The organism is Sinomonas susongensis, from assembly GCF_005877005.1.
Lineage (GTDB): Bacteria > Actinomycetota > Actinomycetes > Actinomycetales > Micrococcaceae > Sinomonas > Sinomonas susongensis.
In genome coordinates this window covers 37,275-51,301 of sequence record NZ_SSNH01000002.1, presented here as the reverse complement: position 1 = coordinate 51,301, position 14,027 = coordinate 37,275, and the positions used below count along the sequence as shown (strand labels likewise).

The 14,027-nt window shown below is 67.5% G+C and carries 17 protein-coding genes; 7 read left to right on the top strand and 10 right to left on the bottom strand.

Annotated elements, in window-relative coordinates:
• Nucleotides 1–43: 43 nt before the first annotated feature.
• A complete protein-coding gene (locus E6A21_RS03425) occupies nucleotides 44–418 on the bottom strand; it encodes a VOC family protein (RefSeq protein WP_138442752.1) in 375 nt (124 codons plus the stop codon).
• A gap of 184 nt (nucleotides 419–602) precedes the next feature.
• Nucleotides 603–1,199, bottom strand: a complete 597-nt coding sequence (locus tag E6A21_RS03420) for a TetR/AcrR family transcriptional regulator (RefSeq protein WP_212745863.1) — start codon at nucleotides 1,197–1,199, stop codon at nucleotides 603–605.
• A gap of 133 nt (nucleotides 1,200–1,332) precedes the next feature.
• Between E6A21_RS03420 and E6A21_RS03415 the strand changes: the two genes are divergently transcribed.
• Entirely contained in the window at nucleotides 1,333–2,451 is a 1,119-nt protein-coding gene (locus E6A21_RS03415; RefSeq protein ID WP_171041252.1) for an ABC transporter permease, read from the top strand.
• Nucleotides 2,452–2,520: 69 nt separating this feature from the next.
• Here E6A21_RS03415 and E6A21_RS03410 read toward each other — a convergent pair whose 3' ends face one another.
• The 4 genes from E6A21_RS03410 to E6A21_RS03395 all read right to left on the bottom strand — a co-directional run bounded on the left by E6A21_RS03410 (nucleotide 2,521) and on the right by E6A21_RS03395 (nucleotide 5,742).
• Nucleotides 2,521–3,327: an ABC transporter permease gene (locus tag E6A21_RS03410; RefSeq protein WP_138442749.1), complete on the bottom strand. Its 807-nt coding sequence runs from the start codon at nucleotides 3,325–3,327 to the stop codon at nucleotides 2,521–2,523.
• Nucleotides 3,324–4,268: an ATP-binding cassette domain-containing protein gene (locus E6A21_RS03405; protein WP_138442748.1), complete on the bottom strand. Its 945-nt coding sequence runs from the start codon at nucleotides 4,266–4,268 to the stop codon at nucleotides 3,324–3,326. The genes E6A21_RS03410 and E6A21_RS03405 overlap by 4 nt, the downstream gene beginning before the upstream one ends.
• A gap of 1 nt (nucleotide 4,269) precedes the next feature.
• Nucleotides 4,270–5,130, bottom strand: coding sequence for a DUF4097 family beta strand repeat-containing protein (locus E6A21_RS03400; RefSeq protein ID WP_138442747.1), 861 nt, complete (start codon nucleotides 5,128–5,130; stop codon nucleotides 4,270–4,272).
• An 81-nt stretch (nucleotides 5,131–5,211) separates the two neighbouring features.
• On the bottom strand, nucleotides 5,212–5,742 hold the full coding sequence (locus E6A21_RS03395; protein ID WP_138442746.1) for a histidine kinase: 531 nt from the start codon (nucleotides 5,740–5,742) through the stop codon (nucleotides 5,212–5,214).
• 150 nt (nucleotides 5,743–5,892) lie between these two features.
• On the opposite strand from E6A21_RS03395, the gene E6A21_RS03390 reads away from it, so the two are divergent.
• The 4 genes from E6A21_RS03390 (at nucleotide 5,893) to E6A21_RS03375 (ending at nucleotide 9,753) form a co-directional block, all read left to right on the top strand.
• The gene (locus tag E6A21_RS03390; RefSeq protein ID WP_171041251.1) at nucleotides 5,893–6,492 is read left to right on the top strand and encodes a TetR/AcrR family transcriptional regulator; all 600 of its coding nucleotides are present in this window, start codon (nucleotides 5,893–5,895) and stop codon (nucleotides 6,490–6,492) included.
• Nucleotides 6,493–6,564: 72 nt separating this feature from the next.
• A complete protein-coding gene (locus E6A21_RS03385; RefSeq protein ID WP_138442744.1) occupies nucleotides 6,565–7,263 on the top strand; it encodes an ABC transporter ATP-binding protein in 699 nt (232 codons plus the stop codon).
• The gene (locus E6A21_RS03380) at nucleotides 7,260–8,546 is read left to right on the top strand and encodes an ABC transporter permease (protein ID WP_138442743.1); all 1,287 of its coding nucleotides are present in this window, start codon (nucleotides 7,260–7,262) and stop codon (nucleotides 8,544–8,546) included. The genes E6A21_RS03385 and E6A21_RS03380 overlap by 4 nt, the downstream gene beginning before the upstream one ends.
• Nucleotides 8,547–8,658: 112 nt before the next feature.
• Nucleotides 8,659–9,753, top strand: a complete 1,095-nt coding sequence (locus E6A21_RS03375; protein ID WP_138442742.1) for an NADH:flavin oxidoreductase/NADH oxidase — start codon at nucleotides 8,659–8,661, stop codon at nucleotides 9,751–9,753.
• A gap of 145 nt (nucleotides 9,754–9,898) precedes the next feature.
• Here the strand turns inward: E6A21_RS03375 and E6A21_RS03370 are convergent, their stop codons facing one another.
• The 4 genes from E6A21_RS03370 to E6A21_RS03355 form a co-directional block, all read right to left on the bottom strand.
• Nucleotides 9,899–10,756: a sigma-70 family RNA polymerase sigma factor gene (locus E6A21_RS03370; protein ID WP_171041250.1), complete on the bottom strand. Its 858-nt coding sequence runs from the start codon at nucleotides 10,754–10,756 to the stop codon at nucleotides 9,899–9,901.
• Between the two features lie 208 nt (nucleotides 10,757–10,964).
• On the bottom strand, nucleotides 10,965–12,206 hold the full coding sequence (locus E6A21_RS03365; RefSeq protein WP_138442740.1) for an RNA polymerase sigma factor: 1,242 nt from the start codon (nucleotides 12,204–12,206) through the stop codon (nucleotides 10,965–10,967).
• Complete coding sequence (locus E6A21_RS03360) at nucleotides 12,203–12,568, bottom strand: YciI family protein (RefSeq protein WP_138442739.1); 366 nt, start codon at nucleotides 12,566–12,568, stop codon at nucleotides 12,203–12,205. The genes E6A21_RS03365 and E6A21_RS03360 overlap by 4 nt, the downstream gene beginning before the upstream one ends.
• A 102-nt stretch (nucleotides 12,569–12,670) precedes the next feature.
• Nucleotides 12,671–13,147, bottom strand: a complete 477-nt coding sequence (locus E6A21_RS03355; protein WP_138442738.1) for a VOC family protein — start codon at nucleotides 13,145–13,147, stop codon at nucleotides 12,671–12,673.
• Nucleotides 13,148–13,294: 147 nt separating this feature from the next.
• On the opposite strand from E6A21_RS03355, the gene E6A21_RS03350 reads away from it, so the two are divergent.
• Together E6A21_RS03350 and E6A21_RS03345 are read left to right on the top strand one after the other, a co-directional pair.
• On the top strand, nucleotides 13,295–13,708 hold the full coding sequence (locus E6A21_RS03350; protein WP_246036173.1) for a DUF3054 domain-containing protein: 414 nt from the start codon (nucleotides 13,295–13,297) through the stop codon (nucleotides 13,706–13,708).
• 37 nt (nucleotides 13,709–13,745) lie between these two features.
• Nucleotides 13,746–14,024, top strand: a complete 279-nt coding sequence (locus E6A21_RS03345; protein ID WP_138442737.1) for an Lrp/AsnC family transcriptional regulator — start codon at nucleotides 13,746–13,748, stop codon at nucleotides 14,022–14,024.
• The last annotated feature ends 3 nt before the right edge of the window (nucleotides 14,025–14,027 follow it).

The window sequence follows — 14,027 nt, the reverse complement described above, 5'->3', positions numbered from 1 at the left end:
GGTGGTCGGCCCCACGCGACGTCCCACTCGGCGGCGTCAGTCCCTAGCGTTGTCCGATCTGCTGCAGGACCCACGAGTTGCCGTCCGGGTCGCTGAAGTAGGCGAACTTGACGCCCCCCATATCGTCGATGTCGCTGACGTCCGCGCCTCTGCCGCGGAGCAAATCGCGCGCCGCACTGATGTCATCCACGACGAGATGCAGGCCTTGCACCCTAGAGCCGTCCGGCGAACCGCCGCCCATCCCTGTCCCGATGACCACGGAGCACGCCGAACCAGGGGGTGTGAGCTGGACTATTCGCATTCCGTTTCCCGGCTCGACGTCATGATCCAGAGTGAAGCCGAGAACTGTGGTGTAGAACGTTTTGCTGCGGTCAATGTCCGTGACCGGCAGCGGGACGACCTCGAGCTTCATGTCCATGGGAATTCCTTCTGATAGGACACCGCGTTCAGGTTCGCGATGGTCGTTGGCTTTCACGGAGCAATCATGCACTGTCGGGGGCGGTGGTGGTCTGACGTCGATCGCCGATAATCAGCATTATGTCAAGTAAAAGGTGGTGCACCCCTCTCGGGTGCCGCCGCATCCCAGTGTGCAGCCCACTGCGTCAGAGCCTCTCCAGCACCCCGCGCGCGGAATCGAGATACGCCTCGCCGATGTTTCCACCGCCGAAGGCGAACTGCACGATGTACCCCTGCACGAGCCCGACGACGGCGGGCGCGAGCCGTGCGGCCTCGGCTTGGGCGGCGTCGTGCGTGAGGCCGCGGGCTGACTCGAGCCACTCGCGCAGGTAGGCCGCAATGTGCCCGGTGACATCCCGAATGATCTGCCCTGCGACGCCTGCGAGCTCTTGGCGATGCACGGCCTCTCCCCAAACCTGAAGCGCGATGCCGGGAAAGAACTCGGTGCTGGGCAGGCTGGCCATCATCTCCGTGATGACCTCGTGTGGGGGTGGGACGGGCCGAACCTTCGCGACTTCCTCGAGCGCACGGAGCCTCTCCCCCAGCACCCGCCGCCCGACGTCGACCGTGAGCTGCTCCTTGCCCTTGTAGTACACGTAGACAGCACCGGCGGAGAGCCCGGCCTCCGCCACAATGTCCGCCATGGATGCGGCCGCGAAGCCCTTGCGTGCGACGCATGCGAGCGCCGCGTCCAGGATGCGCTGCCGCATGGCCTCCCGATGCTCCTCGCTGACCTTCGGCACAGTCTCACCTCGACCCGGAAAAGGGATGTCCGTTCTTGACAGCCTATCTTCCTCGGGCCCAATAATGAATGAGTATTCGTTTTGTTTCTGGGCGCTCTCATCCCAGGGACCCTCCCTTCCGAAAGGACCGGCCATGTCCGCTGAGACGGAAGTCCATGCCGCCGAGCACTCCCCCGGCGCCGAGAGCCGCTCCGGTCGCCACACTCCTTGGGGGCGAGCCTTCGGCGCGGCCGTCCTTGCCGCCGCCGTCGTCTGCCTCGTGCTCATCGCCTTCGCATGGCCCAGCGTCACCGCGAAGGTCCAGAATCTGCCGATTGCCGCTGTCGGAAGCGCGGACCAGATCGCCCAGGTCACGTCGAAGGCCCCGTCAGGCGCGCTCGACATCCACCCGGCGGCGAGCCGAGACGACGCGATCGGCCGGATTCAGCGGCGCGAGGTCTACGGGGCGATCGTGCTGGGTGCATCGCCCGAGATCCTGGTCGCGAGCGCCGCGAGCTCCATCGCGTCCCAGGCCCTGACGCAGTTGGGCGCCCAGATGCAGGCACAGATCCAGCAGCAGGTCATCGCCCAGCTCAAGCAGTCGCTCCAGCAGGCACAGCAGCACGCATCGGCTCCTCAGTCGGGCGCACCTTCGACCGGCGCCCAGCAGAGCGCCGCAAGTCCGACCGTCGCGGTGACGGACGTCGTCCCGCTCTCCTCGGACGACCCCCGAGGTACTGGCCTCGCAGTGGCGGGCCTCCCGCTCGTGATCGGCGGCATCATCGGCGGCGTGCTCATCTCGCTGCTCGTCTCCGGCACATGGCGCCGCCTTTTCGCTGTCCTCGCGTATGGCGTGGTCGGCGGCCTCGGCCTCACGGGCGTCCTCCAAGGCTGGTTCCACGTCCTGCAGTCGGACTTCTGGGTCAACGCGGCCGCCACCGGTCTCGGGATCGCCGCTACCGCCGCAATTATTGCGGGGCTCAACGCGCTCATCGGCCGCGCCGGGATAGCGGTCGGCGCCGTCATCACGATGTTCATCGGCAACCCCCTCTCTTCGCTCACGCAGCCGAAGGAATTCCTCCCGGCGCCGTGGGGCGACGTGGGCCAGTGGTTCGTGCCCGGCGCCTCCGGAACGCTCCTGCGGGAGCTCTCCTACTTCCCGTCGTCGGACATGACCTTCCCCTGGCTCGTGCTGGGAGGGTGGGCGGTCGCCGGGGCGCTGCTGATCGCCGTCGGGCATTTCCGCAACACACCCGCGGCCGCGCAGCTCTGATCGTCTCCGCCCCAGCGTCTGCCCCGTGAGCGTGAAGGCCATGGCTGCGGCGGGGCGGTCGCCATGCCGTCAGGAGGCGCCGACGGATTTCCGCTCGTACAGGCTGCGCGCCCATACGTAGCCGCCGACGACGAACAGCGCGCACCAGAGGAGCGAGAGCCAGCCGTAGCGGGCGTCCGGCGCCTGCCCCGCGAGCAGGTCCCGGGCGGTCTCGATGAAGGCGGTGAACGGCTGCCAATCCGCAAACTGCCGCAGCCACCCCGGCATCGAGGAAGTCGGGACGAAGCCACTGCCGAGGAAGGGCAGCAGCGTGAAGATCATCGGCCAGTTGCTCGCCGACTCGACCGTCTTGGCGGTCATTCCCATGGCGACGGCCACCCAGGAGACCGCGAAGCACACGAGTGCGAGGAAGACGACGAGCGTGAGCCACGCGAGCGGTCCGGCGCCCGGACGCAACCCCATGAGGAGCCCGACCCCGAGCACGATCGCGAGGCAGAGGAGCCCTTGGACCGTGTTGCCGAGCACGTGCCCGTTGAGGACTGCGGCTCGCGAGACCGCCATCGAGCGGAAGCGGGCCACGATGCCCTCCGTCATGTCCTGCGCGATCCCGATGGACGCACCGTTGGCGATGCCCGCGACGCCGATCAGGAGGATCCCCGGCACGACATAGGCAAGGTACTCCTGGATGGCGCCGTGGCTGCCTCCGCCGGGCAGGCCCGCCCCCAGCGTGCCGCCGAACACGTAGACGAAGAGCAGCAGCAGGAGCACGGGAATGGCGATGACGAAGACGGTCAGGCCGGGATACCTGAGCATGTGGAGCAGATTGCGGCGGAACATCGTGCCCGAATCGGCGGCGGTGGCAGTAAAGCTGGTCACGCTTCCTCCTCTGTGCTGGATGCATCCGTGGCGGACGCGTTCGTGAGGGTGGGCGCCGCGCCGACAGTGCTTGCTTCCGAGGCTGCGCTGCCCGTGAGCGCGAAGAACACGTCGTCGAGGCTCGGCGCGCGCAGGCTCACGACGGCGGCCGGGTCGCCGTCGACTGCTGCGAGCGCATCCCGCAGGCCACGGACCGTCCCGTCGATGGGGATCTCGGGGCGTGGCGTGCCGTCGGGATCCTTGATGAGCAGCACCTCCGTGCCGACTCGCGACTTGAGCTCGCCCGGTGTGCCTTCGCCGACGATGCGGCCTCGGTCGAGCACGGCAACTCGGTCGGCGACCCGATCGGCCTCGTCGAGGTACTGGGTGGTAAGGAAGATGGTGGCACCGTCGGCGATCAGCTCCCGCACGATGTCCCACATCGTCTGCCGGCTCCGCGGGTCGAGGCCCGTGGTCGGCTCGTCGAGGAACACGATCTGCGGCGTTCCGACGAGCGTCATCGCGAGGTCGAGCCGGCGCCTCATGCCGCCCGAGTAGGTGGCGAGCGGCTTGCGTGCCGCCTGGGTGAGATCGAAGCGCTCGAGCAGCTCGGCTACGCGGCGCCTGCCCTCGCGGGGGCCGAGATGCCTCAGGTCTGCCATGAGGCGGAGGTTCTCCTCGCCGGTGAGCAGGTTGTCGACGGCGGCGAACTGGCCCGTAAGGCCGATGACGGACCGTACCCCCTGAGGGTCCTGGGCGAGGTTGTGGCCGGCGAGCACGGCCGTCCCCGAGTCGGGCCTGACGAGGGTGGCGAGGATATGGACCGCGGTCGTCTTGCCGGCGCCGTTGGGGCCGAGCAGGGCGAAGACGGTGCCCGCGGCAACATCGAGGTCGACGCCGTCCAGGACGACCCGGTCGCGGTAGCGCTTGACCAGCCCTCGAGCGGTGATGGCAGCGGTCATGTCAATGGTTCCCTTCGGCTGTCGGACGTATGCGGTGGACGACGACGTCTGCCCACGTCGAGCGCAGTCGCAGCTCGACCGTGCGGGCGCTGGCGGCGGCTTCCGGATCCGGCGTCAGCTCGTTGCGGACGGCGCCGTGCTGCGAGGAGGCGTCGAGCCATGCGGCGAGCCCGACGGGAACGCCCACTTCGACCCCGGCGTAGCCGTTCTCGATCCGGACCGCCCCGCTCGTGACCTCTCGGACGCGGATTGCGCCGTGGGCGCTTCGGGCTGTCACGTCGGTGAGCGCGCGGCCGATGGTGAGGGCGCCGGATGTTGTGGCCTGGACAGGACCACCGACCGTTCCGAGGTCGATCGTGCCGTAGGAGCCGCGCAACCGCGCTTCCCCGTCGACGCGTCCGACACGGACCTGGCCGTGACCGGCGGTCGCATCCAGCCGGCCTGCCACGCGTTCGATGTCGACCGAACCGTAGGGGCTCACGAGCACGAGGTCCCCCACGGTGTCGGCCGTGATATTGCCGTACTTGGCGCTGATCCTGCTCTCTCCGAGCTCGCCGCGGGCGCGCACGGAGCCGTACGCGGTTTCGATGTCGACGCCGGAACCTCGCGGCAGCTCGACGCGGACATCCACCGAATCGCTACGCCCGAACAGGCTGAGCCGCCGTGGCACGCGCACGCGCAGCCTCCCGTCGTCGAACGTGATGGCGGCCTCGCGGGCGAGCGACACGTCGCCGTTTCGGCCGGGCTTGGTGGGGACGACCTCTGCGACCACATCTGTGCGGTCCGAGGCGATCACCTCCACGTGGCCGACGCCGACGTCCACTACGGCGTCGATGGGTCCCGTGGTGTCATAGCGGGGCATGTTGACCTCCTGGTGCCTGGCATGCGGGCACTGCGCTCGGTCCCGCAGAGGCGCGGGAGGTGGCGGGACGGGACGGCAGGGTCAGCGGACCCAGCCGGTGAAGCTGTTTCCGGAACGTGTCTCGGGTTGAGCGGCGTAGCGGGTCTTGGGTTCGAGCGCGTCGGCTACGGCGCGTACGAGCCACGCATTGACGGATAGGCCCTCCTGAGCGGCGGCCCGCTCGACGCGCACCTTCAGATGGTCAGGGAGGCGGAGGGTGGTTCGAGAGGTGGCGGCCTCCTCCAGAGGCTCGGAGGACGCCGCACTGGCGGCATTCGCCTCCGACCCTGGGAGCGCCGGGACCGGAGCAGCGTCTGCGAACTCCGCTGCAGGCGGAGGCGACACGACGAATTCGGGATCGCGACCCCGAAGACGCACGTCTACGGACCCGGGAGCCAGATCGCGGGTGATTTCGCTCGCTGCCTCGCTGAGCGCTTCGAGCAGTGCGAGGCGGGCGGCGGCGTCGAGCGCGCTGCTCAGCCGCTCGGCGAGGGCTTTGGCCTCGTCTCCGCTCGCCTGAGCCCAAGCTGCGAGTTGCGAGCGCATGTCGCTGACATACCGATCCAGATCCATGACGCCAGTGTGACACCACGGTGGTGTCATTGCAAGAGATGATGGTGTCGGAGCGGTTCCTGCGATTTTGGTTTTCTGTCGACCGTGCATACCATTCTGCTTACCGGCCGGTTAGTAAGGGGTCGCAATCCGGAGGAAGGCGGACCCGAGTTGGCGGTCGCAAGCAGGGCAGGTGAAGACCTGCCCAAAGCTCCGGCGGGGACGCGGGAGCGAATCCAGTCGGTTGCCCTCCGACTCTTCAGCGAGCAGGGCTACGAAGCGACCTCCATGCGGCAGATCGCCGAGGAACTGGGCTTCACCAAGGCGGCGCTCTACTACCACTTCGAGAGCAAAGAGGACATCGTCCGTGCGCTTCTCGAGACGATGCGGGGCGAGGTAGCCGAGCTTGCGGCGTGGGCGAGGGACCAAGAGACGGGACCCGGGCTGCAGCGCGAAGTGATCTCTCGGTGGGCACAGATCATGCAGCGCCAGGGACTCAGGATGTTCCGTTTCCTCAGCTCGAACTACAGGCTCGTGAGGGACATCCGGTCAGGTACCGGTCGGCGCGAAGGGGTGGCAGCGGCCATGGGGCAGCTCTTTGCCGTCCTCACTCCCCCGGACGCCAGCGTCGAAGACCGTCTCCGAGTGCGGCTTGCACTGCTCGTCATCAACATGACCGGAATGGCTTCGAGGGACATCGATGCCGACGAGGAAGAGATCCTCGAGGCCGCTGCGCGAATCTCATCGAGCCTGCTGCCGCCGGAGTCCTGATCGCGGCAACCGGCGTTACCAGACTCACTCGCACCCGAGTTTCCCGAACAAGATCTCATCGATAGGAACAGCATGTCCGTGCCAATTCTGGCTGCTCGAGACCTGACCAAAACCTACGGGCGAGGCCCCGACCGGTTCGATGCCCTCAAAGGAGTGAGTCTGGAGATCCAGCGCGGGGAATCGGTGGCAATCGTCGGCAAGAGCGGCTCGGGCAAGTCGACGCTCATGCACCTGCTCGCCCTGCTGGATACCCCCGGCACCGGTCAGATCCACGTGGACGGGACCGAAGCGCAGGACCTGAGCGGGCGCAGGCTGAACGCCCTGAGGAACACGCTCTTCGGGTTCGTCTTCCAGCAGTTCTTCCTCAACCCGTCCTCCTCGGTCCTCGAGAACGTGGCATTGCCGCTGAAGATCGCCGGTGTCGGGCCGCGCGACCGGAAGCGGAGGGCCCTCGAGGTCCTCGAGCAGCTCCACCTCGGAGACAAGGCCAAGAACAAGGCTGCCCATCTCTCCGGCGGCCAGAAGCAGCGCGTCGTCATAGCGCGCGCCCTCGTCAACAACCCCCAGGTGCTCTTCGCTGACGAACCCACGGGGAACCTCGACACCGCCACCGGCCGGATCGTCGAGGACATCCTCTTCGATCTGAACCGGAACAGCGGAATCACCCTCATCACCGTCACCCATGACCACGAGCTGGCCCAGCGCTTCGAACGCCGCATCTACATCCGCGACGGCCAGCTCATCACCAGCGACGAGGAGCACGCGGCATGAAACCGCTCGAAATCCTGAAGACCGCCATTGCCAATAGCGTGCGCAGCAAGCTCAGGACAACCCTGACGATCCTGGCGATCTTCGTCGGCGCCTTCACCCTCACGATCACGAACGGTCTGGGCACGGGGATCTCCAACTACATCGACAGCCAGGTGGCCGCCGTCGGGTCCAGCAACAGCTTCACGGTGTCGAAGGCGAGCACGAATACGGCCCCGGGGTCCGGGCCCCAGAAATACGACCCCAATACAAGGGTCCTGGCCGCTGGCGGCCGTCCCGGGGCGACTGAGCTCGCCCTGAGCCAGGCGGACCTGAGCGCCATCTCCGCTGTCCCGGGCATTACGGCAGTGACCCCGGTGACGAGGGTCAGCCCCGCCTATATCGAGTGGAACGGCCACGACAAGTACCAGCTCTCGGTACTCCCCCTCTCGGGCGCGCAGCCTCAGCTCGCGGCGGGAGCGAATCTGGACGACAGCTCCTCACAGGCTCAGATCGTGCTTCCGGTGTCCTACGTGGGGCCGCTCGGCTTCAGCGACAACAATCAGGCTGTGGGCCAGTCGGTCCTGATCGGCATCGATGACGCCGAAGGCAAGATCCATGAGGTTGGCGCGCAGATTGTCGGCATCGAACAGAGTTCCCTGCTGGGCGTCTCGGGAGGCTTCATCAACAAGCCGCTCTCGACTGGCCTCGCAGATGCCCAGGCGACAGGGGCTCCCGCCGCCGCGAAGAACGCCTTCGCCGACGCCACCGCAACCTTCGCTCCGTCGACTCAGGCGCAGATCAACACGATGAAGAGCCGGCTCTCCTCCGAGGGCTACACCGCCCAGACGTTGGACGACCGCATCGGGACTGTCAAGACCGTGATCAACGGCATCATCGGTGTCCTTGATGCGTTCGCGGTGATAGCCCTCGTCGCCGCCGGGTTCGGAATCGTCAACACCCTGCTCATGTCCGTCCAGGAGCGAACCCGCGAGATCGGGCTGATGAAGGCCATGGGGATGGGAAGCGGATCGGTGTTCGCCCTCTTCAGCACGGAGGCTGCCTTCATCGGCTTCTTGGGCAGTGCCATCGGATCCCTCGTCGCGATCGGGCTCGGAACCGTGGTGAGCCGGGCGCTGGCCAGGGGACCGCTGAGCGATCTGGGCGGTCTTCACGTCCTCAGCTTCGCACCTGCTTCAGTCGCCGGCGTGATCCTCCTCGTCATGGCCATTGCGTTCGTGGCCGGCACTCTCCCCGCGTGGCGAGCTGCCCGGCAGAACCCGATCGACGCGCTCCGGTACGAATAGGGGTTCTGCCCGAAGGCGGGCCATCTGGGCTACCGGCCGGGCCTTCCGTCTTGCGGATGCGAGAAGGGGCATCAAGTTGACCCCGGCAACCGTTGGGCGGGAGGCTAGGCACATGTGCGCCGACACACTCTTCTCCCCCATCAATGTCCGAGGAACCAGCATTCGGAACCGGCTCTGGGTCTCCCCCATGTGCCAATACTCAGTAGAGAAACGGGACGGGGTGCCAACGCCATGGCATTTCGCCCACCTCGGGTCCTTCGCCCGGGGAGGTGCCGGGCTTGTCATGACCGAGGCGACTGCGGTCTCGCCGGAAGGCCGCATCTCCGGTTGGGACACGGGCCTCTGGAACGAGGAGCAGCAGGAAGCCTGGCGCGGCATCGTCGAGTTCATCCACTCGCAGGGTGCGAAGGCAGCCATCCAGATCTCCCATGCCGGCCGAAAGGCCTCCACCTACCGTGAGTGGAGCGGGCACGGGACGCAGCCCGTCGACGACGGCGGCTGGGAGACGGTGGCTCCCTCGGCGGTGGCCTTCGAGGGATACGCGGTGCCCCGCGCTCTGACCGAAGACGAGATCCGCGAGATCGTCGCCGACTTCGGCCGAGCGGCCGAGCGTGCCATCGCTGCCGGATTCGACATCATCGAGCTGCATGCAGCTCACGGCTACCTCCTCCACCAGTTCCTCTCGCCGCTGTCGAATGAGCGCACGGACGCCTATGGCGGAGACCTCGAAGGCCGGGCCCGATTCCTTCTCGAGACCGTCCGTGAGGTGCGACGGGTCGCGGGAGAGTCCGTCCCGATCTTTGTGCGCTTCTCTGCGACGGACTGGGCTGGCGACGAAGGCTGGAACGTCGAGGACACGGTCAAGGTCGCCCAGTGGGCCGGGCACGAGGGCGCCGACTGGTTCGACATCTCGACGGGCGGCCTCGTGCCCAACGTCCGGATCCCGGTTGGCCCCAAGTACCAAGTGAGCTTCGCCACGCAGGTCAAGGAAGGCACGGGCTACCCGGTCAACGCCGTCGGGCTCATCACGACCGCTCAGGACGCGGCGCAGATCGTCGAGGCCGGGGAGGCGGACGCGGTGATGATAGGACGCGAGTTCCTTCGCGACCCGCACTTCGCGCTGCGGGCTGCCCACGAGCTCGGGGTCGAAATCGACTACTGGCCGGCGCAGTACACTCGGGCGAAGTGGCGTCGTCCCCGTGCCTGATCCAGCCCGTGCCTGATCCAGGCACAAAGCGCAAGGAACGGCCGTCCCGAGCAATTGGCTCGGGCGGCCGTTCCTTTTCGGGTCTGCGGACTTCCCGCCTCTGACTGCCGCTCGAGGCGGCGTCTCTCCTGGTCCGTTTCTAGTTCTAGGCCGCCATGCGGCGGCGAAGGCGCCCGAGGAGGCGACGCAGGAGACGGGAGACCTGCATCTGGCTCACGCCGAGCTGCTGGGCGATCTCGTCCTGGGTCAGCTCCTGCACAAAGCGCAGGCGAAGGAGCTCGAGGTCCTGCTCAGAGGCGTCCTCGAGGGCTCCCGCCAGAGCGTGGAGCGACTCCACGTGCTCGAATCCGGGGTCCTCCGTTGCGACGACCACACTGAGCCTGCGCCCCTGCTGGTCCTCGGGCGAGTCTGCGTGCTCGATCGTGTCCGGAACCATCGCTGCGTCTGCGATCTGCGCTTCGGCCACGTCCTCGACGTTCACGCTCAGTTCGCGGCTGAGCTCGAGGGTGGTGGGTTCGTGGCCGAGCGTCTGGGCGAGCCGGGGCCGCGCGGCGTTGACTTTCAACCGCAGCTCCTGGATGCCCCGGGGCGGCCGGACGATCCACGACTGGTCGCGGAGGTAGCGCTTGAGCTCACCTGTGATGGTGGGAACGGCATAGGGAACGAAGCCGTGGCCTCGGCCCGTACGATAGCGGCGGGCGGCCTTCATCAGGCCCAGCCGTGCCACCTGGCGAAGGTCTTCCGGGTCATGCCCGGGGCAGCGGAATCGACGGGCCAGGGCATCCGCGACACCGAGGTATTCGACTGCAAGGTCTCCTGCGGCGCTCGCTCGCGCCAAAGTGTCTGCGGGGGCGAGATCGGATTCTGCTGTCTCGAGGTCCTCCGGAACGTCCGTCTGCCAGGGATCCAGAGGGCCCTGCGGATTGTCGTGCTCGTCGCGGTGCAGTTCATCGGGTGAGACCGGCGCCAAAGTTGCAGCGGGCAGTCTGTGAACGCTTTCCATTTCCTGAGTCTTCTCCTCGCTGGGGTCGGAATCTGACTTGTTCAGCGCACAGAATTTGGGAGGGCACCTCCTGGGGTTACGGCACGACCCGCTGCTTGAGCCGTTTTTCGCGTATGTCTGTCGAGCTCCACGCCCCCTTCGATGGGGTCCGGTCGTGGTCGCTGCTACTCCTCGGACGGTACAGGTAGACAGAACGTTCTGTCCATACCTAGGACCTCTCGTTCCCATGCTCGCTCCGGGGAGACCGGAGGTCCCCCAGCCGAGACTGAAGGAAGGCACGCTCGCCGGGACTCGGGGCGACGAGGACGGCCTCGGCGTATTCTTCGGTGGCCTCATCCCGCCGTCCCAGCCTCCGGAGCAGATCGCCGCGCACTGCGTGGAAGGCGTGGTACCCAGTCAGACCGAGTCCATCGACAACCGAAAGGGCGGCAGCCGGCCCCTCGACTTCTGCCAGAGCCACGGCCCTGTTCAGCTCGACCACCGGGCCGGGGGTGAGGGTGGCCAGAGCGTCGTAGAGGCGGACGATGCGGCGCCAGTCCGTGGCGGCCGCCGAGGGTGCAACGCTGTGGACAGCCTGAATTGCGGCCTGAAGCTGGTAGGGCCCCAGCTGTCCCCGGCGTAGGCACCGCTGCACGAGCGCGAGCCCCTCCGAGATGAGTGCCTCGTCCCACTTCGATCGATCCTGTTCCGCCAGCGGAACCAGGGAGCCCCCGGGTCCCGACCGCGCTCGGTGCCGGGACTCCGAGAGGAGCATGAGCGCGAGGAGTCCGTCGCTCTCAGGTTCGTCCGGCAACAGCTTCGAGATGATGCGAGCCAGCCTGACCGCCTCCATGCAGAGCCCCGCGCGGTCGGCCTGGGTGCCCAGGTCCGCGGAGTAGCCCTCGTTGTAGATCAGGTAGACGACGGCGAGGACGGCGGCAAGCCGCTCCGGCAATTCGCCCGACGAGGGCACGCGATAGGGGATGCGGCTGTCCCGGATCTTCGACTTTGCCCGGGAGATCCGCTGCGCCATCGTCGCTTCGCTCACGAGGAAGGCCGAGGCGATCTGCGTCGTCGTCAGACCGCCCAGCACTTTGAGCGCCAAGGCGATCCGCGCCTGCGCGGCCAGAGCGGGGTGGCAGCAGACGAAGAGGAGCTTGAGCCGGTCGTCGCCGAAGGCATCCGGCGCCTCGCTGTCCGACTGGCGCAGAAGCGCCGCTTCAGCCTCCTTGCCGCCGCGCGCCGCCTCCCTGCGGAAACGGTCGACGGCGCGTCGCCGTGCCGCCGTGATGATCCAGGCACCCGGGTGCTCGGGAAGGCCCTCCGACGTCCATCGCTCGGCGGCCACGGCGAACGCTTCCTGGACGGCCTCCTCGGCCAGACCGAGATCCTGGGTTGTGCGAAGCACGACGGATACCGCGCGGCCGTATTCCTCCCGGAACACAGCCGTCACGGCATCCGACGGGTTCACGCCTGCCCGGCCGCCCCGGGCGCCTCCGCGAACGCCCGCACCTCTATGGGCAGTCCTGTTGTCTCGGCAAGGCGCCTGGCCCACGTTAGAGCCCCGTCCAGGTCCGGCGCCTCGACGATCTCGAACCCCCCGAGGTGCTCCTTGCCCTCGGCGTACGGTCCGTCTGTCACCATGACGTCGTGCCCGTTGTGACGGATGACCGTTGCCGACGCGGCGTCGGTGAGGCCGTTGGAGAAGACGAGGGCGTCGGCCGCGCGCAGATCAGCGTTGAACGCTTCGAGCTTCTCCATGATCGGGCCGAGGACCTCGGGCGGTGGGACGACGCCGTCGGGCTGGTACATGGCGATCAGGTACTGAGTCATGGCTAGTAGCCTCCTCTGTCGGTGGGAGCCGGATGGCCCTCACCTTATGGACGAACGGAAGGGCGCAATTTCGACATGCGGACCCGAGAATCCCGGTCTGCATCACGCCGCGGCGGCTGCTGCTTCGATCTCGGCGATGACGATCTTGCGCATGCGGAGCATCGCCCTCATCGCACGCTCCGCCCGGGCTGGGTCGGGGTCCTGCAGAAGCTCCGTCAGGCGCGTCGGCACGATCTGCCAGGAGAACCCGAAGCGATCCTTGAGCCAACCGCATTGGCTCTCCGCGCCGCCGTCGGCCGTCAGGGACGTCCAGTAGTGGTCCACTTCGTCCTGGTCGGCGCAGAACACCTGCATGGAGACCGCTTCGTCGAAGGTGAACTCGGGGCCGCCGTTCAGGGCAACGAACGCCTTGCCGTCGAGTTCGAACGCCGCGGTCAGGACCATGCCTGCCGGTCGTGGTCCGCCTTCCCCGTAGCGGTCGATCGAGGTCACCTTCGAGTTGGGGAAGACCGAGACGTAGAACTCGGCTGCTTCCTCGGCCTGGGTGTCGAACCAGAGGCAGGGGACGATCTCCGGCATCGGTCCTCCTCGGTGAGTGGGTGCGCCGGTCTTCCGGACAGCTCGGATTGTCCCGCTTCCGACCCCTGCAGAGAAGGGGCTGGCACATGACTCCCTGCCGCGTCACTCAGTGCGGGTCACCGAGGCCCCCGCCCGTACGCTTGAGTCGTGACCACTGATACTGCCGCCCTGTCCCGACGTGCCCGGACGACCGTGGTCGCCCTCGTGGGGGACGCCGTCGTCATCCTTGTCTTCGCCGCTCTGGGCCGCGGGTTCCACAGCGAGGCGAACCCCGTGTTGGGCGTGCTCGGGACGGCATGGCCCTTCCTCGTCGGGGCCGCTGCCGGGTGGCTGCTCCCCGTGGTCCGCCGCCGACCGCTGGCACTCTGGCCTGCGGGCGTGAGCGTCTGGCTCGGGGCCTATCTCATCGGGATGCTGCTCCGCGCGGTGACCGGGCAGGGCCTTGCCGTGGCGTTCCTCGTGGTCGCCCTGTGCTTCCTCGGGTTGTTCCTCGTCGGCTGGCGAGCCGTCGCCCGCCTGATCGCTCGGGTCGCGGGACGCCCCCGAGGGCTCGGGCGCTAGGGTGGACCGGAGCACAACAGGACTCGATCGGAGGACCATGATCACCGCATTCGTCTTCATTCGCACGGAATCGAACAAGATCCCGGAGGCGGCCGAGAAGATCTCCGCGATCCCAGGGGTCAGCGAGGTCTATTCGGTGACCGGTGAGTGGGATCTCATTGCCATCGCCCGCGTGCAGCAGCATGAGGAGCTCGCCGACGTCGTCGCGGACCAGCTCTCGAAGGTGGAGGGCGTCGTGGAGACGACGACGCACATCGCCTTCCGCGCGTATTCGCGCCACGACCTCGAGGCGGCCTTCTCGATCGGCCTCGAATAGCAG

Bases quoted from the DNA above. Each gene is read 5' to 3' on its own strand.
- E6A21_RS03425 (WP_138442752.1), bottom strand. From the start codon at position 418: ATGGACATGAAGCTCGAGGTCGTCCCGCTGCCGGTCACGGACATTGAC.
- E6A21_RS03415 (WP_171041252.1), top strand. From the start codon at position 1,333: ATGTCCGCTGAGACGGAAGTCCATGCCGCCGAGCACTCCCCCGGCGCC.
- E6A21_RS03405 (WP_138442748.1), bottom strand. From the start codon at position 4,268: ATGACCGCTGCCATCACCGCTCGAGGGCTGGTCAAGCGCTACCGCGAC.
- E6A21_RS03400 (WP_138442747.1), bottom strand. From the start codon at position 5,130: ATGCCCCGCTATGACACCACGGGACCCATCGACGCCGTAGTGGACGTC.
- E6A21_RS03395 (WP_138442746.1), bottom strand. From the start codon at position 5,742: ATGGATCTGGATCGGTATGTCAGCGACATGCGCTCGCAACTCGCAGCT.
- E6A21_RS03385 (WP_138442744.1), top strand. From the start codon at position 6,565: ATGTCCGTGCCAATTCTGGCTGCTCGAGACCTGACCAAAACCTACGGG.
- E6A21_RS03380 (WP_138442743.1), top strand. From the start codon at position 7,260: ATGAAACCGCTCGAAATCCTGAAGACCGCCATTGCCAATAGCGTGCGC.
- E6A21_RS03375 (WP_138442742.1), top strand. From the start codon at position 8,659: ATGTGCGCCGACACACTCTTCTCCCCCATCAATGTCCGAGGAACCAGC.
- E6A21_RS03370 (WP_171041250.1), bottom strand. From the start codon at position 10,756: ATGGAAAGCGTTCACAGACTGCCCGCTGCAACTTTGGCGCCGGTCTCA.
- E6A21_RS03360 (WP_138442739.1), bottom strand. From the start codon at position 12,568: ATGACTCAGTACCTGATCGCCATGTACCAGCCCGACGGCGTCGTCCCA.
- E6A21_RS03355 (WP_138442738.1), bottom strand. From the start codon at position 13,147: ATGCCGGAGATCGTCCCCTGCCTCTGGTTCGACACCCAGGCCGAGGAA.
- E6A21_RS03345 (WP_138442737.1), top strand. From the start codon at position 13,746: ATGATCACCGCATTCGTCTTCATTCGCACGGAATCGAACAAGATCCCG.